General features: G+C 66.2%; 15 protein-coding genes. 4 read left to right on the top strand and 11 right to left on the bottom strand.

The window, feature by feature from the left end; all coding sequences use genetic code 11:
* Positions 1-2 precede the first annotated feature (2 nt).
* The 4 genes from ACQP2D_RS00930 to glf all read right to left on the bottom strand — a co-directional run bounded on the left by ACQP2D_RS00930 (position 3) and on the right by glf (position 4,723).
* On the bottom strand, positions 3-935 hold the full coding sequence (locus tag ACQP2D_RS00930; protein ID WP_433681846.1) for a decaprenyl-phosphate phosphoribosyltransferase: 933 nt from the start codon (positions 933-935) through the stop codon (positions 3-5).
* Between the two features lies 1 nt (position 936).
* Entirely contained in the window at positions 937-1,488 is a 552-nt protein-coding gene (locus tag ACQP2D_RS00925) for a phosphatase PAP2 family protein (protein ID WP_433685961.1), read from the bottom strand.
* A 71-nt stretch (positions 1,489-1,559) separates the two neighbouring features.
* Positions 1,560-3,494, bottom strand: a complete 1,935-nt coding sequence (locus ACQP2D_RS00920; RefSeq protein ID WP_433681845.1) for a glycosyltransferase — start codon at positions 3,492-3,494, stop codon at positions 1,560-1,562.
* Positions 3,491-4,723, bottom strand: a complete 1,233-nt coding sequence (gene glf / locus ACQP2D_RS00915; protein ID WP_433681844.1) for a UDP-galactopyranose mutase — start codon at positions 4,721-4,723, stop codon at positions 3,491-3,493. Before glf ends, ACQP2D_RS00920 begins: the two co-directional genes overlap by 4 nt.
* A 257-nt stretch (positions 4,724-4,980) precedes the next feature.
* Between glf and ACQP2D_RS00910 the strand changes: the two genes are divergently transcribed.
* Positions 4,981-6,237: a hypothetical protein gene (locus tag ACQP2D_RS00910; RefSeq protein ID WP_433681843.1), complete on the top strand. Its 1,257-nt coding sequence runs from the start codon at positions 4,981-4,983 to the stop codon at positions 6,235-6,237.
* A 128-nt stretch (positions 6,238-6,365) separates the two neighbouring features.
* Here ACQP2D_RS00910 and ACQP2D_RS00905 read toward each other — a convergent pair whose 3' ends face one another.
* Entirely contained in the window at positions 6,366-7,088 is a 723-nt protein-coding gene (locus ACQP2D_RS00905; RefSeq protein ID WP_433681842.1) for an SDR family NAD(P)-dependent oxidoreductase, read from the bottom strand.
* A 104-nt stretch (positions 7,089-7,192) separates the two neighbouring features.
* Between ACQP2D_RS00905 and ACQP2D_RS00900 the strand changes: the two genes are divergently transcribed.
* Positions 7,193-7,819 (top strand): TetR/AcrR family transcriptional regulator, encoded by a 627-nt coding sequence (locus ACQP2D_RS00900; protein WP_433681841.1) that lies wholly within the window; start codon positions 7,193-7,195, stop codon positions 7,817-7,819.
* Between the two features lie 294 nt (positions 7,820-8,113).
* Here the strand turns inward: ACQP2D_RS00900 and ACQP2D_RS00895 are convergent, their stop codons facing one another.
* From ACQP2D_RS00895 to ACQP2D_RS00880, 4 genes are all read right to left on the bottom strand, one after another.
* A complete protein-coding gene (locus ACQP2D_RS00895) occupies positions 8,114-8,791 on the bottom strand; it encodes a hypothetical protein (protein WP_433681840.1) in 678 nt (225 codons plus the stop codon).
* A 70-nt stretch (positions 8,792-8,861) separates the two neighbouring features.
* Complete coding sequence (locus ACQP2D_RS00890) at positions 8,862-9,410, bottom strand: hypothetical protein (protein WP_433681839.1); 549 nt, start codon at positions 9,408-9,410, stop codon at positions 8,862-8,864.
* Positions 9,411-9,681: 271 nt separating this feature from the next.
* Positions 9,682-10,443: a MerR family transcriptional regulator gene (locus ACQP2D_RS00885; protein WP_433681838.1), complete on the bottom strand. Its 762-nt coding sequence runs from the start codon at positions 10,441-10,443 to the stop codon at positions 9,682-9,684.
* Positions 10,444-10,528: 85 nt separating this feature from the next.
* Complete coding sequence (locus ACQP2D_RS00880; RefSeq protein WP_433681837.1) at positions 10,529-11,455, bottom strand: EamA family transporter; 927 nt, start codon at positions 11,453-11,455, stop codon at positions 10,529-10,531.
* 108 nt (positions 11,456-11,563) lie between these two features.
* On the opposite strand from ACQP2D_RS00880, the gene ACQP2D_RS00875 reads away from it, so the two are divergent.
* Positions 11,564-12,064 (top strand): MarR family winged helix-turn-helix transcriptional regulator, encoded by a 501-nt coding sequence (locus tag ACQP2D_RS00875; RefSeq protein ID WP_433681836.1) that lies wholly within the window; start codon positions 11,564-11,566, stop codon positions 12,062-12,064.
* 173 nt (positions 12,065-12,237) lie between these two features.
* Here the strand turns inward: ACQP2D_RS00875 and ACQP2D_RS00870 are convergent, their stop codons facing one another.
* Positions 12,238-14,013, bottom strand: coding sequence for a SpoIID/LytB domain-containing protein (locus tag ACQP2D_RS00870; RefSeq protein ID WP_433681835.1), 1,776 nt, complete (start codon positions 14,011-14,013; stop codon positions 12,238-12,240).
* A 1,247-nt stretch (positions 14,014-15,260) separates the two neighbouring features.
* On the opposite strand from ACQP2D_RS00870, the gene ACQP2D_RS00865 reads away from it, so the two are divergent.
* Entirely contained in the window at positions 15,261-17,264 is a 2,004-nt protein-coding gene (locus ACQP2D_RS00865; protein WP_433681834.1) for an N-acetylmuramoyl-L-alanine amidase, read from the top strand.
* Positions 17,265-17,410: 146 nt separating this feature from the next.
* Here the strand turns inward: ACQP2D_RS00865 and ACQP2D_RS00860 are convergent, their stop codons facing one another.
* Positions 17,411-18,211, bottom strand: a complete 801-nt coding sequence (locus tag ACQP2D_RS00860; RefSeq protein WP_433685960.1) for an HAD family hydrolase — start codon at positions 18,209-18,211, stop codon at positions 17,411-17,413.
* Between the last annotated feature and the right edge of the window lie 8 nt (positions 18,212-18,219).

Below are 18,219 nucleotides of genomic sequence, written 5' to 3'. Positions count from 1 at the left end.
CGTCAGGTGAGATAGACAGCGACACCTACCGCTCCGATCCAGGCGATTGCGAGGAACTGGAGGATGCGATCCCCCAGTGCGATCTCTTCGGGTTCACCGGCCTCGCCGCCATCGACGTCGACCGCGTAACGCAGGATTGCGATGGTAAACGGAATCATCGAAATCGCGAACCAATTGGTGTGCTTCAGATTGTCCTGCTGGAACGCCCACAGGCCGTAGAACACCACCACCGCCGTCGCGGCGAGGGTCCAGATGAAGCGCAGATAGGTCGGCGTGTAGTACTCGAGCGACTTGCGGATCTTGGCGCCGGTGCTCAGCGCGATCTGCAGTTCCGCATAGCGTTTGCCCGCGGCCATGAACAGCGAGCCGAACGCCATGATCAGCAGGAACCATTGCGACAGGTCGATATTCGCGGCGGCGCCACCGGCCACGGCGCGCAGCAGGAAGCCCGAGGACACGATGCAGATGTCCAGCACGGCCTGGTGCTTGAGGCCGATGCAGTAGGCCAGCTGGATGCCGATGTAGACGGTCATCACCACGGCCAGATGCCACGAGGCGAGGAACGATCCCGCGATCGATCCGAGCAGCAGCACCACCGACAGCAGGTAGGCCAGATTCACCGGGACGACGCCCGCGGCAATCGGGCGGAACCGCTTGGTCGGGTGCGCCCGGTCGGCCTCCACATCGAGCGCGTCGTTGACCAGATAGATGCCCGAGGCCGCCATGCAGAAGACCACGAAGGCGAGGCCGACGTGCGCGAGCACCGTCAAGTCGGTTGCGGTATCCGGACCTGCCGCCAGCGGTGCGGCGAGTACCAGCACGTTCTTGACCCACTGGCGCGGCCGGACCGCCTTGAACAGCCCACCCGCCAGCGTCTTGGGTGGGCCCTTGACGACCGCTTCGGCTAGGTCGGTGCTGGTCGGCTCTTCACTCATGTCAACCAAGGTCTCTTCTTGTGCGGTCACTATCGAGTCTCTTTTCGGCGGCAAGCACAACAGCGGCGGACGCGGCGCCGAGTGCGGAACCGGCGAGCACGTCGGAGGGATAGTGCACCCCGAGCACAACCCGGGAGAGCAACATCGGTGGGACGAGCACCGCAGGCAAGGGTAGCCCGGTCAATCTTCCGAGCAACACCGCCGCCGCCGTGGTGGAGGTGGCGTGCGAGGACGGGAAGCTCAGCTTGCTCGGCGTCGAGACGTTGACCTGCACCGATGGATCGTTCGGGCGGGGCCGCCGGACAATGCGCTTGATCACGATGGATGCGGCGTGCGCGCCGACCGCGCCGACCGCGACCCCGGCCCACTGCCGCCGCCGCGGCTTGTCGACGAGCCAGCCCGCCGCGGCGATGCCGACCCAGCCGAGCGCGTGCTCACCGAAGTGCGACATACCGCGGGCCGCCTTGACCACCTCGGGCTTACCGCCGATGGCGGCCTGAACCGCATTGATGATCTTGACCTCGGGTGGCTGTCCCGACGGGATCGCCGACACCGGACCGCCGTGGCCGTTCGCACTCGGCGCGGGCACCGCGGTGTTGTCGTCCGCGGCCGGGGCTTCCAAACTCACTGCTGCTCATCTCTCGTGTCGATACCGAAGACGTTCTCCCACGCGGCCGTGCTGGTCAGCATCGGGTGGGCGGCGCGATAGCGCTGCTGCATCTCCGGGAAGCGGGCGGCCAGCTCCTTACGCAACCGCATGGCCTCCTTGAACAGCCCGAGCGCCTGACGCGGATCGCGCTTGCGGTAGACGACGCCGCGACCGTCCGCCGTGGTGACGGTGACGCCGTCGACCTGCGAGAGCAGGAACCAGCGGGCGTCCAGGGTCGGCACATTCAGCTGCGGACGCTCATGGTGTTCGGCATGCGCCGGGCGGAAGTTGTGCACCACCCCCTTGGCCAGGCGGACCACCTTGGCGATCGGATTCGCCGGTTCACCGACCGCGCCCACTCCGATATGGCTGGCCAGCGGCAGTTCGGTGGAGGACGGCAGGATGACCGCGTCCGGGTACTGCTTGCGCATTTCGTGCACCGCGCCGAGCGCGCTCGGCAACAGCTGGAACAGTCGCTCCGGGCCGGCGAGGAAGTCCTTGATCGCCAGATTCTGGATGGCGACCGTCGAATACTCCAGGCAGAGCAGGTGTTTCAGGGTCGCCTTGACCGTGTTGACGACCATCCCGCGCCCATTGCCCGGCATATGCAGAGATGCGACAACGAGTCGGTTGCGCAGGTGGAAGTACGCCTGCCAGTCGATCGCGTCGTCCTTATCGCTCCACGCCATATGCCAGACCGCGGCACCGGGCAGGGTGACGGTCGAATAGCCGTGATCGCGTGCACGCAAACCGTATTCGACATCGTCCCACTTCAGGAACAGCGGCAGCGGCTGACCGATCTCCTCGGCGACCTGACGGGGGATCACACAGGTCCACCAGCCGTTGAAGTCGACGTCGATGCGCCGGTGCAGCAGCTTGGAGTTGTCGCGGTCCTTGAGCGGGTATTTGGAGAAGTCGTGGTCGTATTCGACATTCGGCGCGGAGGTCCACATGAAGATGCCGCGATCCACGACCTCACCCATGCTGTGCAGGTGTGAGCGCTCCTGCAGATTGAGCATCTGGCCGCCGACCAGCATGGGCGATTTGGCGAAGCGGGCGAAGGCCAGTGCGCGCAGGATCGAATCGGGCTCGATCTCGATATCGTCGTCCATGTAGACGATGTACTGGGCGTCGGTGGTCTTCAGCGCCTCGTACATGACCCGGCTGTAACCACCCGAGCCGCCGAGGTTGGGCTGGTTGCGGATGGCGAGCCGATCGCCGAGCACCGCGGCGGCCTCGGTGAAGCCGGGTTCGTCGACCACCTTGCGGTTGCCCTGATCGGCGACGATGACCGCGGCGATCTTCTCCAGCACCAGCGGATCCGAACCGAGCGCGGCCAGGGTCTTCACCAGATCGGTCGGCCGGTTGAAGGTCGGCATGCCGACCGCGATGGTGCCCGCACCGGGCGCCTCGACCGGTGCGTACCAGCCGCCCGCCAGCAAGGTGACCGCGGTATCGGTGGTGATGTCGAACCAGATCCAGCCGCCGTCTTCGAACGGGCCGAGGTCGGTCTCGAATTCCACGTGTACCGATTCGGTGCCCGGCGCGACCGCGAACTCCTTGCCCTGCACGTGGATTCGCGAACCGTCGGCCTTGGACCGGTAGACGTCGACGCGGCCGTGTCCGGCCAACTCGAGCCGCAACACCACCGAGGACAGGATGCTCCAGCGCCGCCAGTAACTCGCGGGCAACGCGTTGAAGTAGGTGCAGAACGACACCTCTGACTCCGCGCCGATCGACAGCGAGGTACGGGTGGTGGCGTGCGCGCGCCGCGCGTTGGTCGGCGACTCCTCCACATAGAGGGTGCGCACGTCCAGCGGTTCACCCGGCCGGGGCAGGATGATGCGCTGCAGCAGCGACTTCGCGCGAGTTCCGGTGGTCATGTCTTCCAAAATCGATTGGGAGGTCATTCGTTGCTTTCATCCGAAAGAGGCTCGTCCGACTCCAGGTGCGGCCGCAGGACATTGTCGAACATGCTGAGCGCGCTGCCGATGGCCATATGCATATCCAGGTACTGGTAGGTGCCGAGACGACCACCGAAAAGCACCTTCGCCGTCGCGGTTTCCTGCTTGGCCAGGCTGCGGTAGGCCTGCAGCTTGGCACGGTCCTCCGGCGTATTGATCGGATAGTACGGCTCGTCACCGGTCTGCGCGAAGCGTGAGTACTCGCGCATGATGACCGTCTTGTCGTTCGGGTAGCTGTCGCGCTCCGGGTGGAAGTGCCGCGGTTCGATGATGCGGGTGTAGGGCACGTCCGAGTCGTTGTAGTTCATCACCGAGGTGCCCTGGTAGTCACCGGTATCGAGCACCTCGGTCTCGAAATCGATGGTGCGCCAGCCGAGCTCGCCCTCGCTGTAGTCGAAGTAGCGGTCCACCGGGCCGGTGTAGACGACCGGTGCGTCCGGGTTCTCGGCACGGATCTGCTCGCGCACATCGAACCAGTCGGTGTTCAGTCGGACCTCGATCAGCTCCGAGGCGGCCATATTCTCCAGCCACTTCGTGTAGCCCTCTTTGGGCAGACCCTCATAGGTGTCGTTGAAGTAGCGGTTGTCGAAGGTGTAGCGCACCGGCAGGCGGGTGATATTGCCCGCGGGCAGTTCCTTCGGATCGGTCTGCCACTGCTTGGCGGTGTAATCGCGAACGAACGCCTCGTACAGCGGGCGGCCGATCAGCGAGATCGCCTTCTCCTCGAGGTTCTGCGCGTCCTTGGTCTCGACCTCCGAGGCCTGGTCGGCGATCAGCTCGCGCGCCTCGTCCGGGGTGAAGTAGCGGCCGAAGAACTGGGAGATCAAACCGAGGCCCATCGGGAACTGGTAGGCCTGCCCCTTGTGCATCGCGAAGACCCGGTGCTGGTAGCCGGTGAATTCGGTGAACTGGGTCACGTAATCCCACACCCGCTTGTTCGAGGTGTGGAACAGGTGCGCCCCGTACTTGTGCACCTCGATCCCGGTTTGCGGCTCCGGCTCCGAATAGGCGTTGCCGCCGAGGTGGTAGCGACGATCGATTACCAGCACCCGTTTGCCGAGCAGATTGGCGGCGCGCTCGGCGACGGTCAGCCCGAAGAATCCGGAGCCGACGACGATCAGATCGAACTGTGAGGCGGAGTTTGCGGAGTTACCCGGGGACGATGCGACGGTCACGGGAGCCCAGCGTATCGGAAGTCCGCGCGAGGTCCCGGTGGAGTCACGAGGTAGGCGCGAGCGGAGCCGATGCCATCCGAATTTCTCCTGAAGTTTGCCGAAACGAATACGCGGCGGCAACTCAGCGGCTATTACATATCCACGCGAACTGATCAGACGTCCAGTTAGCGTCCCGCGCGTTGGTTCGTCGACTGCACCAACGCTGACCTTTTCGAGCGACCTGCGAGAGTCGCTAGCGGCCCGACCCGGAAGACCTGATGATGCGGAACACTCTTGCCCGACTCTTGGGCGTTGCCTCGCGCACGGGCGCGGCCCCGTTCATATGCCTGCTCGCCCTGTTCGCTGTGCTCGGCGGCGCGATAGTCGTCCCGGCTCCCGCGCGAGCGGCCGAATTCGATGCCCTGGCGTCGACGCCGGTCGAGGATGCGGGCGGGGTATGCGTCACCGGCGCGCCGACCTTCGACGACATCGTCACCGCCGCCGCGACAGCGCTGCGCACGACGGTGCCGGTCGCGCAGATCGCCGCATTCGACCGTCAGGTCGCCGATTTCCGCAACACCATCGCCGCGGTGCGGGTGCACCGGGACGGACTGCCGGTCGCGCCGTCGACGGTGAACGAACGCACCGAATTCCTGGACGATCCGATCGTCACCTACCTGGTCAACGGCCTGGACGCGGTCCGGACCGGACGACTGGACACCACCATGTCGGTATCGCGACTGACCGTCAATGACGTCATCGAGGTCTTCATCCTCGCGACCCGGATCGTGAAGATTCCGGCGCAGTTCGCGGCCAGTCTGGTGCCCACCGTCGGGTTCTTTCTCCAGCCGATCGTCGGTGCGGTGTTCAGCGGTGTGAAATCGCTGGCCCGCACGGTGCAGGACTTTCTGGCCGCCAACTGCGCCACGCCGAACGCGTATCCGAAGCTGGTCCTCGACGAATCCCGGTACACCGAACACGTCGAATTGCCGACGCCGCTGGTCGATCTCGCCAACACGCTGGTGCGGGCGAACGGAACATGTACGCCCGTCGCGGAATTGACCATGCGGACGCTGGTCGAACGCACCAGGGCCTTCCTCGAACAGGCCGATCTGCCGCTGGACCGGGCCGGATTGAATGCGGGAGCCGAATCGCTGCAGGGTTTTCTGCGCGATAACCGGGTCGCCGAGCTGGCGCTGATGCGCCGCACCGAGGAGTTGGGTCCACTCGTCGACGCACTCGACTACGGTCCGGTGACCTTCCTGACCAACCTCGGTTTCGATTTGTACGAAGGCAAGGCGCTCAACACCGTCGCGTTGGCGGATATGAAGGTGGAGAACGCCTTCGACCTGGCCACCCTGACCTTGGACGTGACCAGCCTGCTGCTCACGGTCGCCAACCTGGCGGCCGGCTGGACCGGCGTCAGCGACGCCGTACTCACACCGCTGTCGATGGTGCAGACGCTGGCATTCGCGCCGACCACATACGGCGCACCGATTCTGAAGGGTGTCATGCAGTCGATGTGTGCGGTGTAGCGCCGCAGGTGCGCGGCCCGATTCCCGCGGATGGGCACGGGCTCGGCCGCCGATACAGCATCTCCCGGTGTCGGGCCGGCCGTCGTATCACAGCGCGATGCGACGGCCGGGCCGGATCCGATCGAAACTCATTCGGGGAAACCGATATCCGATTCGACGGTGTCGCGGGCGGTGTACATGCGCCAATAGTGGTCGCCCAGTTCGTCATTGCTCATGCGGACGATCTCCAAGCCCGCCGGGATGACTTCGGGGTGCTCGTCGATGATGCGCTCGGCCTTGCTGTTGCCGATCAGGACGCCGATATTGAGCAGGCCCACGTAGACGCCGGTGCCCTGGAGTTCGATGGCGAGTTGGCGCACGTAGTTGCGTTGCGCGCCGAGGGCGACACCGACATTGGAAAGGTACGGGAGCGGGTTCTTATCGGAGACTCCGGAGGAGAACAGCAGTGCTCCTTCGCCGCGCTCGAGCATTGCCGGGACAACGGCACGGGTCATCCAGATCGGTGAGTAGACCTTCACCTCCAGCGGGACCCGGAGGTTGTCGGCATCGACGTCCAGGGTCGATGGGATGCGGTCGGCCATATCCATGGCGGCACCGTGCATGGCGACGTCGATCTGGCCGAACTTGTTGGCGATGTCGTCGACCGCACTGCGCAGCTGCTTCTCGTCGGTGAGATCCGCGGGGAAGGCCGCGGCCTCGATGCCCTCGGCGGTCAAATCCTCGACATGCCGGTGCGCCTTATCCGGATTCCGGCCGATGACCGCCACCCGGAACCCCTCCCGACCGAACCGCCGCCCGGTCCCCCTGCCGAGTCCGGGCCCGAATCCGAATATCGCGATCGTCTTGGTCATACTTCCTCGCTAAGTTGAGCAGTGGTTCAAGTTAGCTTCGACGCTAGCATTAACTTGAACCCATGCTCAAGATAAATCCGGACGCGGATTTGTAGGATCGGCGAATGCCCGTGGACAAGCCGTTACGTAGCGATGCCCAACGCAACCGGGACGCCCTCGTATCAGCCGCCCGCGAGGTCTTCGAGGAACGCGGCCTCGACGCACCGCTCAAGGAGATCGCCGCCCGCGCCGGGGTCGCGATCGGCACGCTCTACAACCGCTTCCCCACCCGCGACGATCTCATCGCCGCCGCCGTCGAGGACCGCATCGAATCCGGTGCCCGCATCGCCCAGGAAGCGCTCGAAATCCAAGACCCCTGGGACTCTTTCGTCTATCTGGTCGAAAAGGTCTGCGAACTCCAGGCGGCCGACCGCCTGCTCAGCGACCTCGCGCTACGCGGCGCCCCGAGCCCCGCCATTGCCCGCGCCCAGGAATACGGCCATGGCCTGATGCGCCAAATCGTCACCCGCGCACAGGAATCCGGCGCCTTGCGCCCCGACTGGGTCCTGGAAGACATCGCCTTCATCACTTGGTCGCACACCCGCATCATCGAAGCCACCGCCAAAATCGCCCCCGAAGCCTGGCGCCGCCACCTGGCATTGCTCCTCGACGGCCTCCGCGCCACCGCCGCCCACCCGCTCCCCGTACCCCCCATCACCGAAGACCAACTGATGCAAGCGCTTCGGGACTAGCCGACCGCCGCACCGGTCCGCAAACAGTTGCAGCCACGTCACGTTGATTCCGGCACGCCGCGCGAGCGTTGGCCGCCATCGACATCGTTTGGGAGGTACTGGAACCCATTACCGATCCGATGGCAGTGATCTCGGCTCGGAAGCGACTGAAGGTGCACGAGCGCGGCGGTATCGCCCGCGTGCCGCGCCATCACTTGCGCCGGTATACGGTGTGCAGCCTTCGATACGGCGCGCAGCTGGCTTCAGCGCGATTGGACTGTTCGCGTAGCGAGGCCGGGACGACCGGCGGGGAGGTCACTGGTACGGATAGGGCGGCTGACCAACAGGAGGCTGCTGCGGGTACTGCCCGGGCTGAACGCCGGCCTGCTGATAGGGATCCGGTACCTGGCCATATGCCTGCCCGAAGGGCGCAGGTTGCACATAAGGCGCGGCCGTTGGCTGCACGGGCTGACCATACGGCGCCGCATACGGTTGGACCGGCTGACTGTAGGGGTGGTGCATGCGGGCCGCAGCTATCCAGCGGCCGGTGGAACTGACGGAGGCGCAGATGAGGATGGTCAGCGGGATGACGCCCACGATGACAGTGATGGGATTCCCGGTGACAATGCCCAGAACGGAGCCGATCAGGCTGAGCGCGGACATGATGATCAGGATTACCCGACCCGCCGTTCGCCGGCGGAACAGGAGCATCGCACCGAGCAGCCAGAGAAATGCGATGAGTCCGCCGACTGCGATCAGGGCGTAGACGGACCCGGACACTTCCGGTGGCGGCGCACCGTAGCGGCGATTGTCCGATTTGTTGCTCTCGTTGATAGCGACGCACAGTCCGAAGATCACACCGATAAGGCCGAGTAGGCCGACGATCACCGCCATGACCGCGGCGGTGAGCGCGGTACCACCACTCGCCTGCCGCTGATAGCCGTATGCGGGTTGCGGATAGCCATAACCCGGTTGGCCATAGGGGTAACCCATCGAGATCTCCCTCCCACTTCGATCGCGAAACTGTACCGCGCCATGGCGGTTTCGCTCGATGCGAGCGCGATCAGTAGATCAGGGCAGGGTGGGGCGGACGGGTGCGGCGGGCGGCGGTCCATCGGGCGGCGTATCCATTGGCGGCCAACAGGAGCACGACGAGTGGTAGGGCGAGGTCTATTGCGCTGCGAAGCAGGTTTTCCTGGATGAGGGCGCTCATCTGGCCGACGAGGCCGAACAGCGGTGGCACCCAGGCGGGGTGGTCGGCGGTGGACCACCAGAAGATGCCGAGGCCGAATTCGTAGTTGGTGAGCGAAAAGGCCAGTCCGACAATGCCGATGGCGATCGAGACGCCCGACGCGACGATCAGCGTGTATCGACCGGTCTCGTCCCGACGCCAGAGCTGGATGCCGCCGAAGATCAGGGCGAAGCCCATCAGTGCCGCGCCGAGTGTGGTGAAGATGACGAGGGAGTTGTCGAAGCGGCTGCGATCGCCGAGGAAGTCGATCAGCAGCGCGGTACCGCCGATCAGGTCGGTCAGTCCGCCGAGCACCGCCAGCACCGCGGCGGTCTGCGCGACCGCGCCGCTCGGGGCCCGATCCCCACTCTTGTACAGCATCGTCGACGCTCCTCCCCGCTCGTTGCGGACCACCCGATCCTACGGCCGCCAAGCTCGGCTCAGTAGCGTCGCAATCCAGCGGCCCGGCGACGGCAGTGCCCACTACCGGTTCAGCTGCTCGTCGAGACATCGCCGGTGAGCCCATCCGGCCTGTGCCCGCGTCCCTACCGCGCGGAACCGAATCGCTACGGGAGATACCGCAAAGCGGGGCGTCCGCACGCAAATGCGGACGCCCCGCCACTCGGTCCCCCAGAGCACGCGAGCTTTCGGACTACCGAAGGTTGGCCTCGGCGTACGCCTTCATCGCGTCGCGCACGAATTCGGTTGTCCCTGCACCGTGTACGTCGTAGTTGGCCGCGAATCGCGGGTCGGCGACGTACATTTCGCCGAGTCCGGTGAAGTGCTCGAAGGACGGGCGGCTCTGGGAACCGCCCCCCACCCAGTCGTAGTGCCGCGCGACGATGGCCTGGACCTCGTCGCTATCGGGGGCGAGACCGGCCGCGTGCGCCCGGCCGTAGTCGGCGGCGATATCCAGGTGGGCCTGGAAGTGCGCCTTCTTATCCGCCTCGCTGAGCGATCGCCACCAGCGGTCGCCGCGCTCATAGGCGTCCTTGCCCCAGCGTTCGATCACCTCATCCTTGTACCGAGTGTGGTCGAAACCGTCGAAAACCTCTGCCGCCATGAGTTGTTCACCTCGTTCCGTCTTGTGCAGCGTGTTGGTCACCGACTCGATCTGGCGCCGGATCCGATCCTGTTCGTGCCGCAGCAGTTCCAGGTGCGTGCGCAGCGCGGCGGCGGTGTCCTGTTCGCCCGCGAGAACTTCGGCGATGACCGGAAGGCCGAGGCCGAGTTCGCGCAGTAGCAGGATGCGTTGCAGCCGAACCAGGGAGTCCTGGTCGTAGAAGCGGTAGCCGTTGGCGCCGATCCGGCTCGGCGGCAGCAGCCCGAGCTGGCCGTAGTGGCGCAGTGTGCGGCTGGTGGTACCGGCCGCCTTGGCCAGATCCTGAATGGACCATTCGGTGCCCGATTCCATGACCTGTTCTCCCTTCTTTCTCGTCGGTACAACTAGCTTGTAAGTTGACGTTACGTCAAGATCAACCCATTTCGACCTGGACTTTCTAACGGACTCGCACTGGCACGCGACGCTCGGTCACCGCGGGCGCGACCCGCGGCTTGGCGACCACCTGGCCGAGCAGGGTGCCGCCGAGCGCGATGACGAGTCCGAGCACCTGCAGCGGGCTCAGCGCCTGGCCCAATGCGATCCAACCGATCAGCGCCGCCGAGACCGGGCTGAGCAGTCCGAGGAACGCGACCGAGGTGGCGGGCACCCGGGAGATGCCGCGGAACCAAAGGAAGTACGCCACCGCCGTGCCGATCACGCCGAGGTACAGATAGCCGCCGATGGCCGAACCGTCCAGCGCGGGCGGGGCGCCCTCGATCAGGAAAGCGAGCGGCGCGATGAACAGGCCGCCCGCGGTGAGCTGCCATCCGGTGATCGCGAGCGGTCCGACGCCTTCGGGCCGACCCCAGCGCTGGGTGAGCACGGTGCCCATTGCCATGGACGCCGCGCCCGCGAGTCCGGCGATGACGCCGACGGTGTCGAGTTGGGCATGGGCGCGCAGCACGACGAGCGCGACACCGAAGACACCGATCAGACCGGCGATCACCCTGCGCCCATTGGGCTTTTCGGCGAGTACGACGGTCGCGAAGGCCAGCGCGAACATGGGGGCGACCGCGCCGAGTACTCCGGCCACACCGCCGGGCAGCCGGTACGCGGCCAAGAACAGCAGCGGGAAGAACGCGCCGATATTGAGGACGCCGAGTGCGGCGGCGCGCCCGATCCAGACGCCGCGCGGCAGGACGCGGGTGATGGCGAGCAGCGCGAGCCCGGCGGGCAGTGCGCGCATCAGCGCGGTGAAGAGCGGACGGTCCGGTGGCAGGAATTCGGTGGTGACCGCATAGGTGGAGCCCCAAGTGATCGGGGCGAGTGCGGCGAGCGCCAAGGTGCCCGCATATGAGCTACGCGCGGCGGTGGTTGTTGTCATGTCGGTCGCTCCTCATTGATAATCTCAACGTTGAAATATCTACTCCCTGCCATATCTCGCCGTCAAGTAGATGAATGTTAAGATAATCACTCTCGAGAGGAACGCCCCATGGCCGATGCGATCGATCTGTTCACCGCGCACTGGAACCGGGAACGGCCGGACGTCGACGTATCACCGATGGCGGTGATCGGGCGCATCCAGCGGGTGTCCCGACTGCTGGAACAGGAGCTGAAGAAGTTCTTCGCCGGACACGGACTCGAGTTCTGGGAGTTCGACATGCTCGCGACGCTGCGGCGCTCCGGCGGCGCGAAGGGACTCACCGCGGGCGCGCTGAACCAGGTCGCCATGCTCACCTCGGGCGCCATCACCAATCGCATCGACCGACTGGCCGCCAAAGGCCTGGTCGAACGCGTCCCATGCGCGGAGGACCGCAGAGCGATCCTCGTCCAGCTCACCCCGACCGGCCGAACCCTGATCGACGAACTGCTGCCCCTGCACATGGCAAACGAACAGCGCCTACTCGCCGTCCTGGATCAACAAAGCCGAGGTCAGCTGGCAGACCAACTCCGCACCCTGGCCGAATCACTCGGCGACATCCCCACATCCTGACCCGGCACGCAACCGGACCAGGACCTACCCCGCGTCCCCCTTCCACAGTTCCTCGCTCGTCGCCGCACCGGAGACAGCCGGTGGAGGTGGCGGGGTCGGGGTCGACGCGGTCCTCGGCGCAACGGTATTCCCGGGCACAACCGCAGTATTCGGCGCAACATCACTGCCCGGCACTACGAAACCCCTGGTGCTGCGGCACTCTCGGGTCCGAGGGCTCCTCCGGACCCCGGGCCCTCGGGCAAGACACTGCCGCCGGGCAGCGTGGCACCCTGCGGTCCGAGCACTGCCCCCTCCGACGAGACACTGCCGCCGGGCGGCAACGCACCATGCCCTCCGAGCACACCTGCGGGCGCCGGACTTCCGGGGCCGCGAGCACCTCCGGGCATCGCCCCCTCGGGCAAGACACTACTGCCGGGCAGCGTGGCACCCTGCGGTCCGAGCACACCTGCGGGCACCGGACTTCCGGGGCCGCGAGCACCTCCGGACGCCGCTCCCTCGGGCAAGACACTGCCGCCGGACAGCGCGGCACCCTGCGGTCCGAGCACTGCCCCCTCCGACGAGACACTGCCGCCGGGCGGCAACGCACCATGCCCTCCGAGCACACCTGCGGGCGCCGGACTTCCGGGGCCGAGGGCACCTCCGGGCATCGCCCCATCGGGCGCCACAGTGCCGCCAGGAAGCACTGCGGTTCCGGGTGCGCCGTTGATGTTCGGTCGCACTGCACTTCCCTGGGGCACCGCGTTCGCGGGCGGCAACCTGCCGCCCGGCTTATCCTCGCGGTTTGCGGTCCCGTGTGGATCCGGCACCAGTTGCATGAGGGTGGTGAAGTCGACGACCCGGGCGCCGAGTGTGGGGGTTGCGATGATGACGCCGTTGGTGAAAAGGCGGTAGGAGCCAGCGTTTTCGGAGAGGGCCATCTCGGGGCCGAGGGGTTGGCCCAGCGGGCTGTTCGCGCCGCCGATCCGGCGGTATTCGGCGTCGATCGGCGATTCGACGACGAGGGTCTGCTTGCGCGGGTCGATGGGCGGTGTGGCCGCGCCGACCACCGGGGTGCCGAGTTCGGCCGGTGTGGGGCCGACATCGAGAGCGTAGATATCGGCGGGTTCCCCACCGTCGGGGGCGGCGGAGTACTCCGCACGCAGAATTCGCCCGTCCCGCAGCAGCACCGTTCCCGCGGTCGCCGCAATGACCTGGGTCGCGCGCGGATCCTCCTTTGCGGTACCCGGATAGACCTGGCAGTCGGTGGTGTCGCAGGTCTGCGCATAGGGGTAGCGGTGTTCGGCGAGCGCGTACGAGCGCGCCGCGATCGCCTGTGCGCGAAGGGCTTCCGTCGCCCCCTTATCCGCCCAATTGGCCTGCACCTCGGCCGGGACGACGCCCACCAGATAGTCCTCGATATCGACGCGATTCACCGTGCGCGCCTCGCCGTTCTCCATCGCAACGCCGAGCGAGCCGCGATAGGCCGAACCGCCGCACAGGGTCAGATGTTCGGCAGCGGGGCGGTTGGACCGCGGGTTGATCGGGTAGATCCATGGGTCGGCGACCGTCCTTTGCCACAGCACGCCACCGTCACAGCCCATCGTGACGACCACATTCGCGCCGCCGTCGGGTAGCGCGGTGAGGTGGGCGGCCTGACCGGGCGCGAGCAATTGGCCAGCGACCCGCAGCCCGGCGTCGGCGTAAGCGTCAAGTGTGGAATCGTCCTGTTCCACTAGTCGCACCCCGACGGTGGTTGCTGAGATCTTGCCCAGCGTCGCGCCCGGGTAGTAATGATCGAGGATGCGCTCGGCGGCCCAGCCCTTCCGCGCGCTGTCGAACGCGCCGACCTGACTCATCCCGCGCCCGTGACCCGGTCCGGCGAGCGGCCGATACGGCGGCGCGTCGGCCGGCCAGACCCAGCAGGCGATCACAGTTCCGGCCAGTACGGCCGCACCACCCGTGACCAGCATGCATATCGGGGTTCGCGATATCCGCCTACGGCAAATTCGCCTACTCGCCACTGTCGTTTTCATCCGCATTTTCCACTCCCCCGCGGTAGCCCATTTTGCTGCTGTTCGCGTCGCATCCGTTCACTCCCACGGTTTTTCGGGACCTGATCGGTTCGATACCGGTCGGCATGTCGTGCCATCCGGCCGCAATCCGAGAGCTACATTCGAGCAATCGAATAATCCTCAACCAGAGGTTTAGATTTGTGACAGTTGTGAACTAGTGTGGTCGTTGATGCATCAGGAAGCAACCCTGACATCCGTGCAGATGATCGCTCGGTTCGACCTGAATGGAGACGCTCGTGCCGTACCGCAAACCGAAACGTTCCTACGTGCTCCCGGTTGTCACCACTGTTGCGGTAGCGGCCCCGCTCGCGACTTTCACGCTGGGCGACTCAACCGATTACCGTTCGACCACCAGCAGCGAGCTCGCCGCAATACCCGCACAGATGGCCGAAGTGGTCCTCACCACGGTGCCCGACATCACCCTTCCGCTACGCGAACTCACCGGACTCGACCTACCTGATCTGCATCTTTCGGATCTACGCATGCTGCCGCTTCCGGATTCCGTTCCGATTCCGCAGGGGCTGCCGATGCCGCCCGGCATGCAGCTACCGAAGGAAATTCCGATCCCCAAGCTTCTCGGACAGAGCGCCCCGGGCCAGTCGGTTCCGGGCCAATCTCTCCCAGGCCAGTCGGTTCCCGGCCAATCCCGCCCAGGCCAGTCGGTTCCAGGCCAAACCCGCCCAGGCCAGTCAGCTCCCGGCCAATCCCGCCCAGGCCAGTCGGTTCCAGGCCAAACCCTTCCGGGGCAAACCTCCCCCAGCCAAACGACTCCGGGTCAATTCTCTCCTGGCCAGGCCATTCCTGGCCAAACCGCCCCGGGCCAGAACCCGAACACAGGTCAGGGCACCACGCTCGGACAGGGCACCACCCCCAGCCAATCCCTTCCAGGCCGGTCAGCTCCCGGCCAATCCCTCCCAGGCCAATCGGCTCCAGGCCAAACCTCCCCCGGCCAAACGACTCCAGGGCAATCCGCTCCCGGCCAGGCCATTCCAGGCCAAACCGCCCCGGGCCAGAACCCCAACACAGATCAGGGCACCACCCTCGGACAGGACACCACCCCCAGCCAATCCCTTCCAGGCCAATCGGTTGTTCCGGGCCAATCCCATCCGGGCCAATCGCTTCCTGGTCGATCAGTTCCAGGCCAATTGGCTCCCGGTCAAGCCTTCCCCGGCCAAACGACTCCGGGGCAATCCGCTCCTAGCCAGGCCGATCCCGACCAAACCGCGCCAGGCCAGAACCCCAACACAGGTCAGGGCACCACCCTCGGACAGGACACCACCCCGGACCAAACCGCGCCAGGCCAAAGCCCCCATACAGGTCAGAGCCCCAACACGGGTCATGGCGCCACTCTTGGTCAGGGCACCACCCCCGGCCAATCCACGCCAGGCCAGAACCAGGGCGCCCCCCTCGGACAGGACACCACTCCCAGCCGAACCACTCCTGCTCAGCCCGGCCAACGTCATCTCTCGGCCGCCACTTTCATCGCCGACCCCGGCCAGCTGGAACCCGGAATCACCCCGGACACACCCGCACTGGCACCCGGCGCCGTCCCGCCGGAGCTGCTCAGCCAGGTCGGTGCGCAGGTCAAGGAAGTCAGTCGGGATACACCGTTCAGTGTCGTCGCATTGACCGCGCACGATCTGGTGAACGCCAAGGCGATGGTCCGGGCCCGGCAGTCCGATGACACCTGGGGTCCCTGGTACGACACCGAAGCCGTCGATACCCGCCGCAACGATCGGGCGGCGGCGGGCGGCACCACCGGCACCGAACCGATCTACGTGGGCAATACCAAGTCGGTGCAGATCCTGGTGACCCGCAAGCCGACCCCGGCCACCTCGGCGTATCCGCCGATCGCGGACGATGCGGAGGGCGCCGTGCCGATGCGGCGCACCCAGGCCGCCCCCCGCTCGGATGATCCGGCCCAGACCGCTGTCGAACTGACGGCCGTGCTGATCGATCCGGGCCGTGGGGCCATCGACGGCACGCTCACCGATGTCGCGGCGGCGCTGCCCAGCGGCGGGCCCAATGTCATCACCCGATCCCAGTGGGGCGCCGACGAATCCATTCGCTGTGAAGACCCCACCTACGACGACCAGGTCGGCGGCATCACGGTGCACCACACCGCGGGCCGCAACGACTACACCAAGGCCGAATCCGCGGGCATCGTCCGCGCGATCTACACGTATCACGCAAAGACGTTGGGCTGGTGCGATATCGGCTACAACGCGCTGGTCGACAAGTACGGCCAGATCTTCGAGGGCCGCTTCGGCGGACTGGACCGTCCGGTGCAGGGCGCGCACGCGGGCGGGTTCAACGAGAACACCTCGGGTGTGGCATTGATGGGCAACTACGAGTCCGAGGAGCCCTCGGCGGAGGCGTTGGACGCGGTCGGCCGGTTCATCGGTTGGCGGTCCAAGATCGCGGGCCTGGACCCCAAGGGCTCCACCACGATGTACTCCGAAGGCACCGAATTCACCTTCTATCCGGAGGGCGAGGCGGTCCAGCTGCCGGTGGTGTTCGCGCACCGCGACGTCGGCAATACCAGCTGCCCCGGTGACGCGGCCTATGCCGATATGGATCGCATCCGCGATATCGCCGCGGGTATCGCCTCCGGCACGTCGAGCAAACCGCAACGGCAGGCGCAGGCACCCCAGCAGCAGGCGCAGGCACCGCAGTCGCAGACCGCCCCGCGCCCTCAGCTGGATATCGCGACGCTGGCCGCACTGACCGCCAAACTGCTCGGCCTGGTGAATCAGAACCCGATCGCCAAACACTGGGCCGATAAGGGCGGTCCGGACGGCCCGCTCGGCGCGGCCGCATCGGAGCCGCTGCCCGCCGCGCAGGGCCAGCAGTACGCGAAATTCGTCAACGGGTACGTCTACACCGGCGCGAATGGCCAGGTGTACGAGGTGATGGGCGCGATCCTGGACCGCTTCCTCGCCCTCGGCGCCGACGCTGGCGTCCTCGGCCTCCCGCTGAGCAATACCTACCCGGTGCCGAACGGACTGCGCACCGACTTCCAGTACGGCTCACTGATTCTCAACCAGCTGACCGGCATCGTCACCACCGTCTGGAAGGCCTACAACGAAACCAACCAACAACAGATCAACCGCAGTCCGATCGGTCAGGCCAGCGCACCGGCTGGCTGAGCAGCGCACCCACGCCGAGCCCAGCTGCGACGATCGCGTCGACCAGTTGGGCTCGGCGCATTTCTGCGCCTGAAATCCACTGGGCCGCTCTGATATCCGCAATCAGTCGGTTGACCTCTGCTCCGGCTCATTGGGATTCGGTCAGCTCAGACCCACCAACGCTCGAGTACCTGCGCGACACCGTCTTCGGAATTCGCGCCGGTGACTTCATTTGCGGCGGCGAGCGCTTCCGGGTGCGCGTTGGCCATCGCGACGCCGTGGCCGACCATGGTCAGCATCGGAACGTCATTGGGCATATCGCCGAACGCGATGATGGCCGAATGTTCGACGCCGAGGCGCTGGGCCACTATCGCCAGGCCGGAGGCCTTGGTGACGCCGGGGGCGGACAGTTCGATCAGGCCGTGGTCGGTCGAGTAGGTGATATCGGCGCGGTCGCCGATCAGCGGTGCGAGGACCGCGCGCATATCGGCGCTGCGGGTGCCGCGTAGTCGGACCAGCATCTTGATCGCGGGCGCATCGATGACTTCCATGCGCGAGACCTCGGTGTCATCCGGATTGAGCCATGCGTGCTCGTATTCCGGCGAGCTCACGAATTGCGGCGTCACCGCATCGTGGGCGCTGGCGCCGACGCGTTCGGCGGCGAGGCCGCAGCCGGGCAGCGCGCGTTCGGCCAGATCGGCGATCCAGGACAGGGTGTCCACATCGAGCGTGCGGCTGGCGAGCACCCGATCGGCGGCGCTGTCGTAGATCACCGCACCATTGCCGCAGACACACAGCGGCGCGTAGCCGAGTCCGTCGACCACCGGATCGATCCAGCGTGGCGGCCTGCCGGTGGCAAGGACGAATGGCACACCGTCGGTGATCAGGGCGGCCACCGCCGCCTTGGTTCGCGCGGTAACCCGCTCGTCGTGATCGATGAGGGTGCCGTCCACATCGGTGGCAACCATCTTCGGCT

The organism is Nocardia sp. CA-119907, assembly GCF_050955995.1.
Taxonomy (GTDB): domain Bacteria; phylum Actinomycetota; class Actinomycetes; order Mycobacteriales; family Mycobacteriaceae; genus Nocardia.
The sequence above is the reverse complement of the archived record's forward strand: the minus strand, read 5'-3'. Positions and strand labels throughout refer to the sequence as shown.

What these genes read in the sequence shown, in the direction of transcription:
- ACQP2D_RS00880 (WP_433681837.1), bottom strand. Translation starts at nt 11,455, where the DNA reads ATGACAACAACCACCGCCGCGCGTAGCTCATATGCGGGCACCTTGGCG.
- ACQP2D_RS00930 (WP_433681846.1), bottom strand. Translation starts at nt 935, where the DNA reads ATGAGTGAAGAGCCGACCAGCACCGACCTAGCCGAAGCGGTCGTCAAG.
- ACQP2D_RS00920 (WP_433681845.1), bottom strand. Translation starts at nt 3,494, where the DNA reads ATGACCTCCCAATCGATTTTGGAAGACATGACCACCGGAACTCGCGCG.
- ACQP2D_RS00860 (WP_433685960.1), bottom strand. Translation starts at nt 18,211, where the DNA reads ATGGTTGCCACCGATGTGGACGGCACCCTCATCGATCACGACGAGCGG.
- ACQP2D_RS00910 (WP_433681843.1), top strand. Translation starts at nt 4,981, where the DNA reads ATGATGCGGAACACTCTTGCCCGACTCTTGGGCGTTGCCTCGCGCACG.
- ACQP2D_RS00885 (WP_433681838.1), bottom strand. Translation starts at nt 10,443, where the DNA reads ATGGAATCGGGCACCGAATGGTCCATTCAGGATCTGGCCAAGGCGGCC.
- ACQP2D_RS00870 (WP_433681835.1), bottom strand. Translation starts at nt 14,013, where the DNA reads ATGCTGGTCACGGGTGGTGCGGCCGTACTGGCCGGAACTGTGATCGCC.
- ACQP2D_RS00905 (WP_433681842.1), bottom strand. Translation starts at nt 7,088, where the DNA reads ATGACCAAGACGATCGCGATATTCGGATTCGGGCCCGGACTCGGCAGG.
- ACQP2D_RS00890 (WP_433681839.1), bottom strand. Translation starts at nt 9,410, where the DNA reads ATGCTGTACAAGAGTGGGGATCGGGCCCCGAGCGGCGCGGTCGCGCAG.
- ACQP2D_RS00875 (WP_433681836.1), top strand. Translation starts at nt 11,564, where the DNA reads ATGGCCGATGCGATCGATCTGTTCACCGCGCACTGGAACCGGGAACGG.
- ACQP2D_RS00900 (WP_433681841.1), top strand. Translation starts at nt 7,193, where the DNA reads ATGCCCGTGGACAAGCCGTTACGTAGCGATGCCCAACGCAACCGGGAC.
- ACQP2D_RS00895 (WP_433681840.1), bottom strand. Translation starts at nt 8,791, where the DNA reads ATGGGTTACCCCTATGGCCAACCGGGTTATGGCTATCCGCAACCCGCA.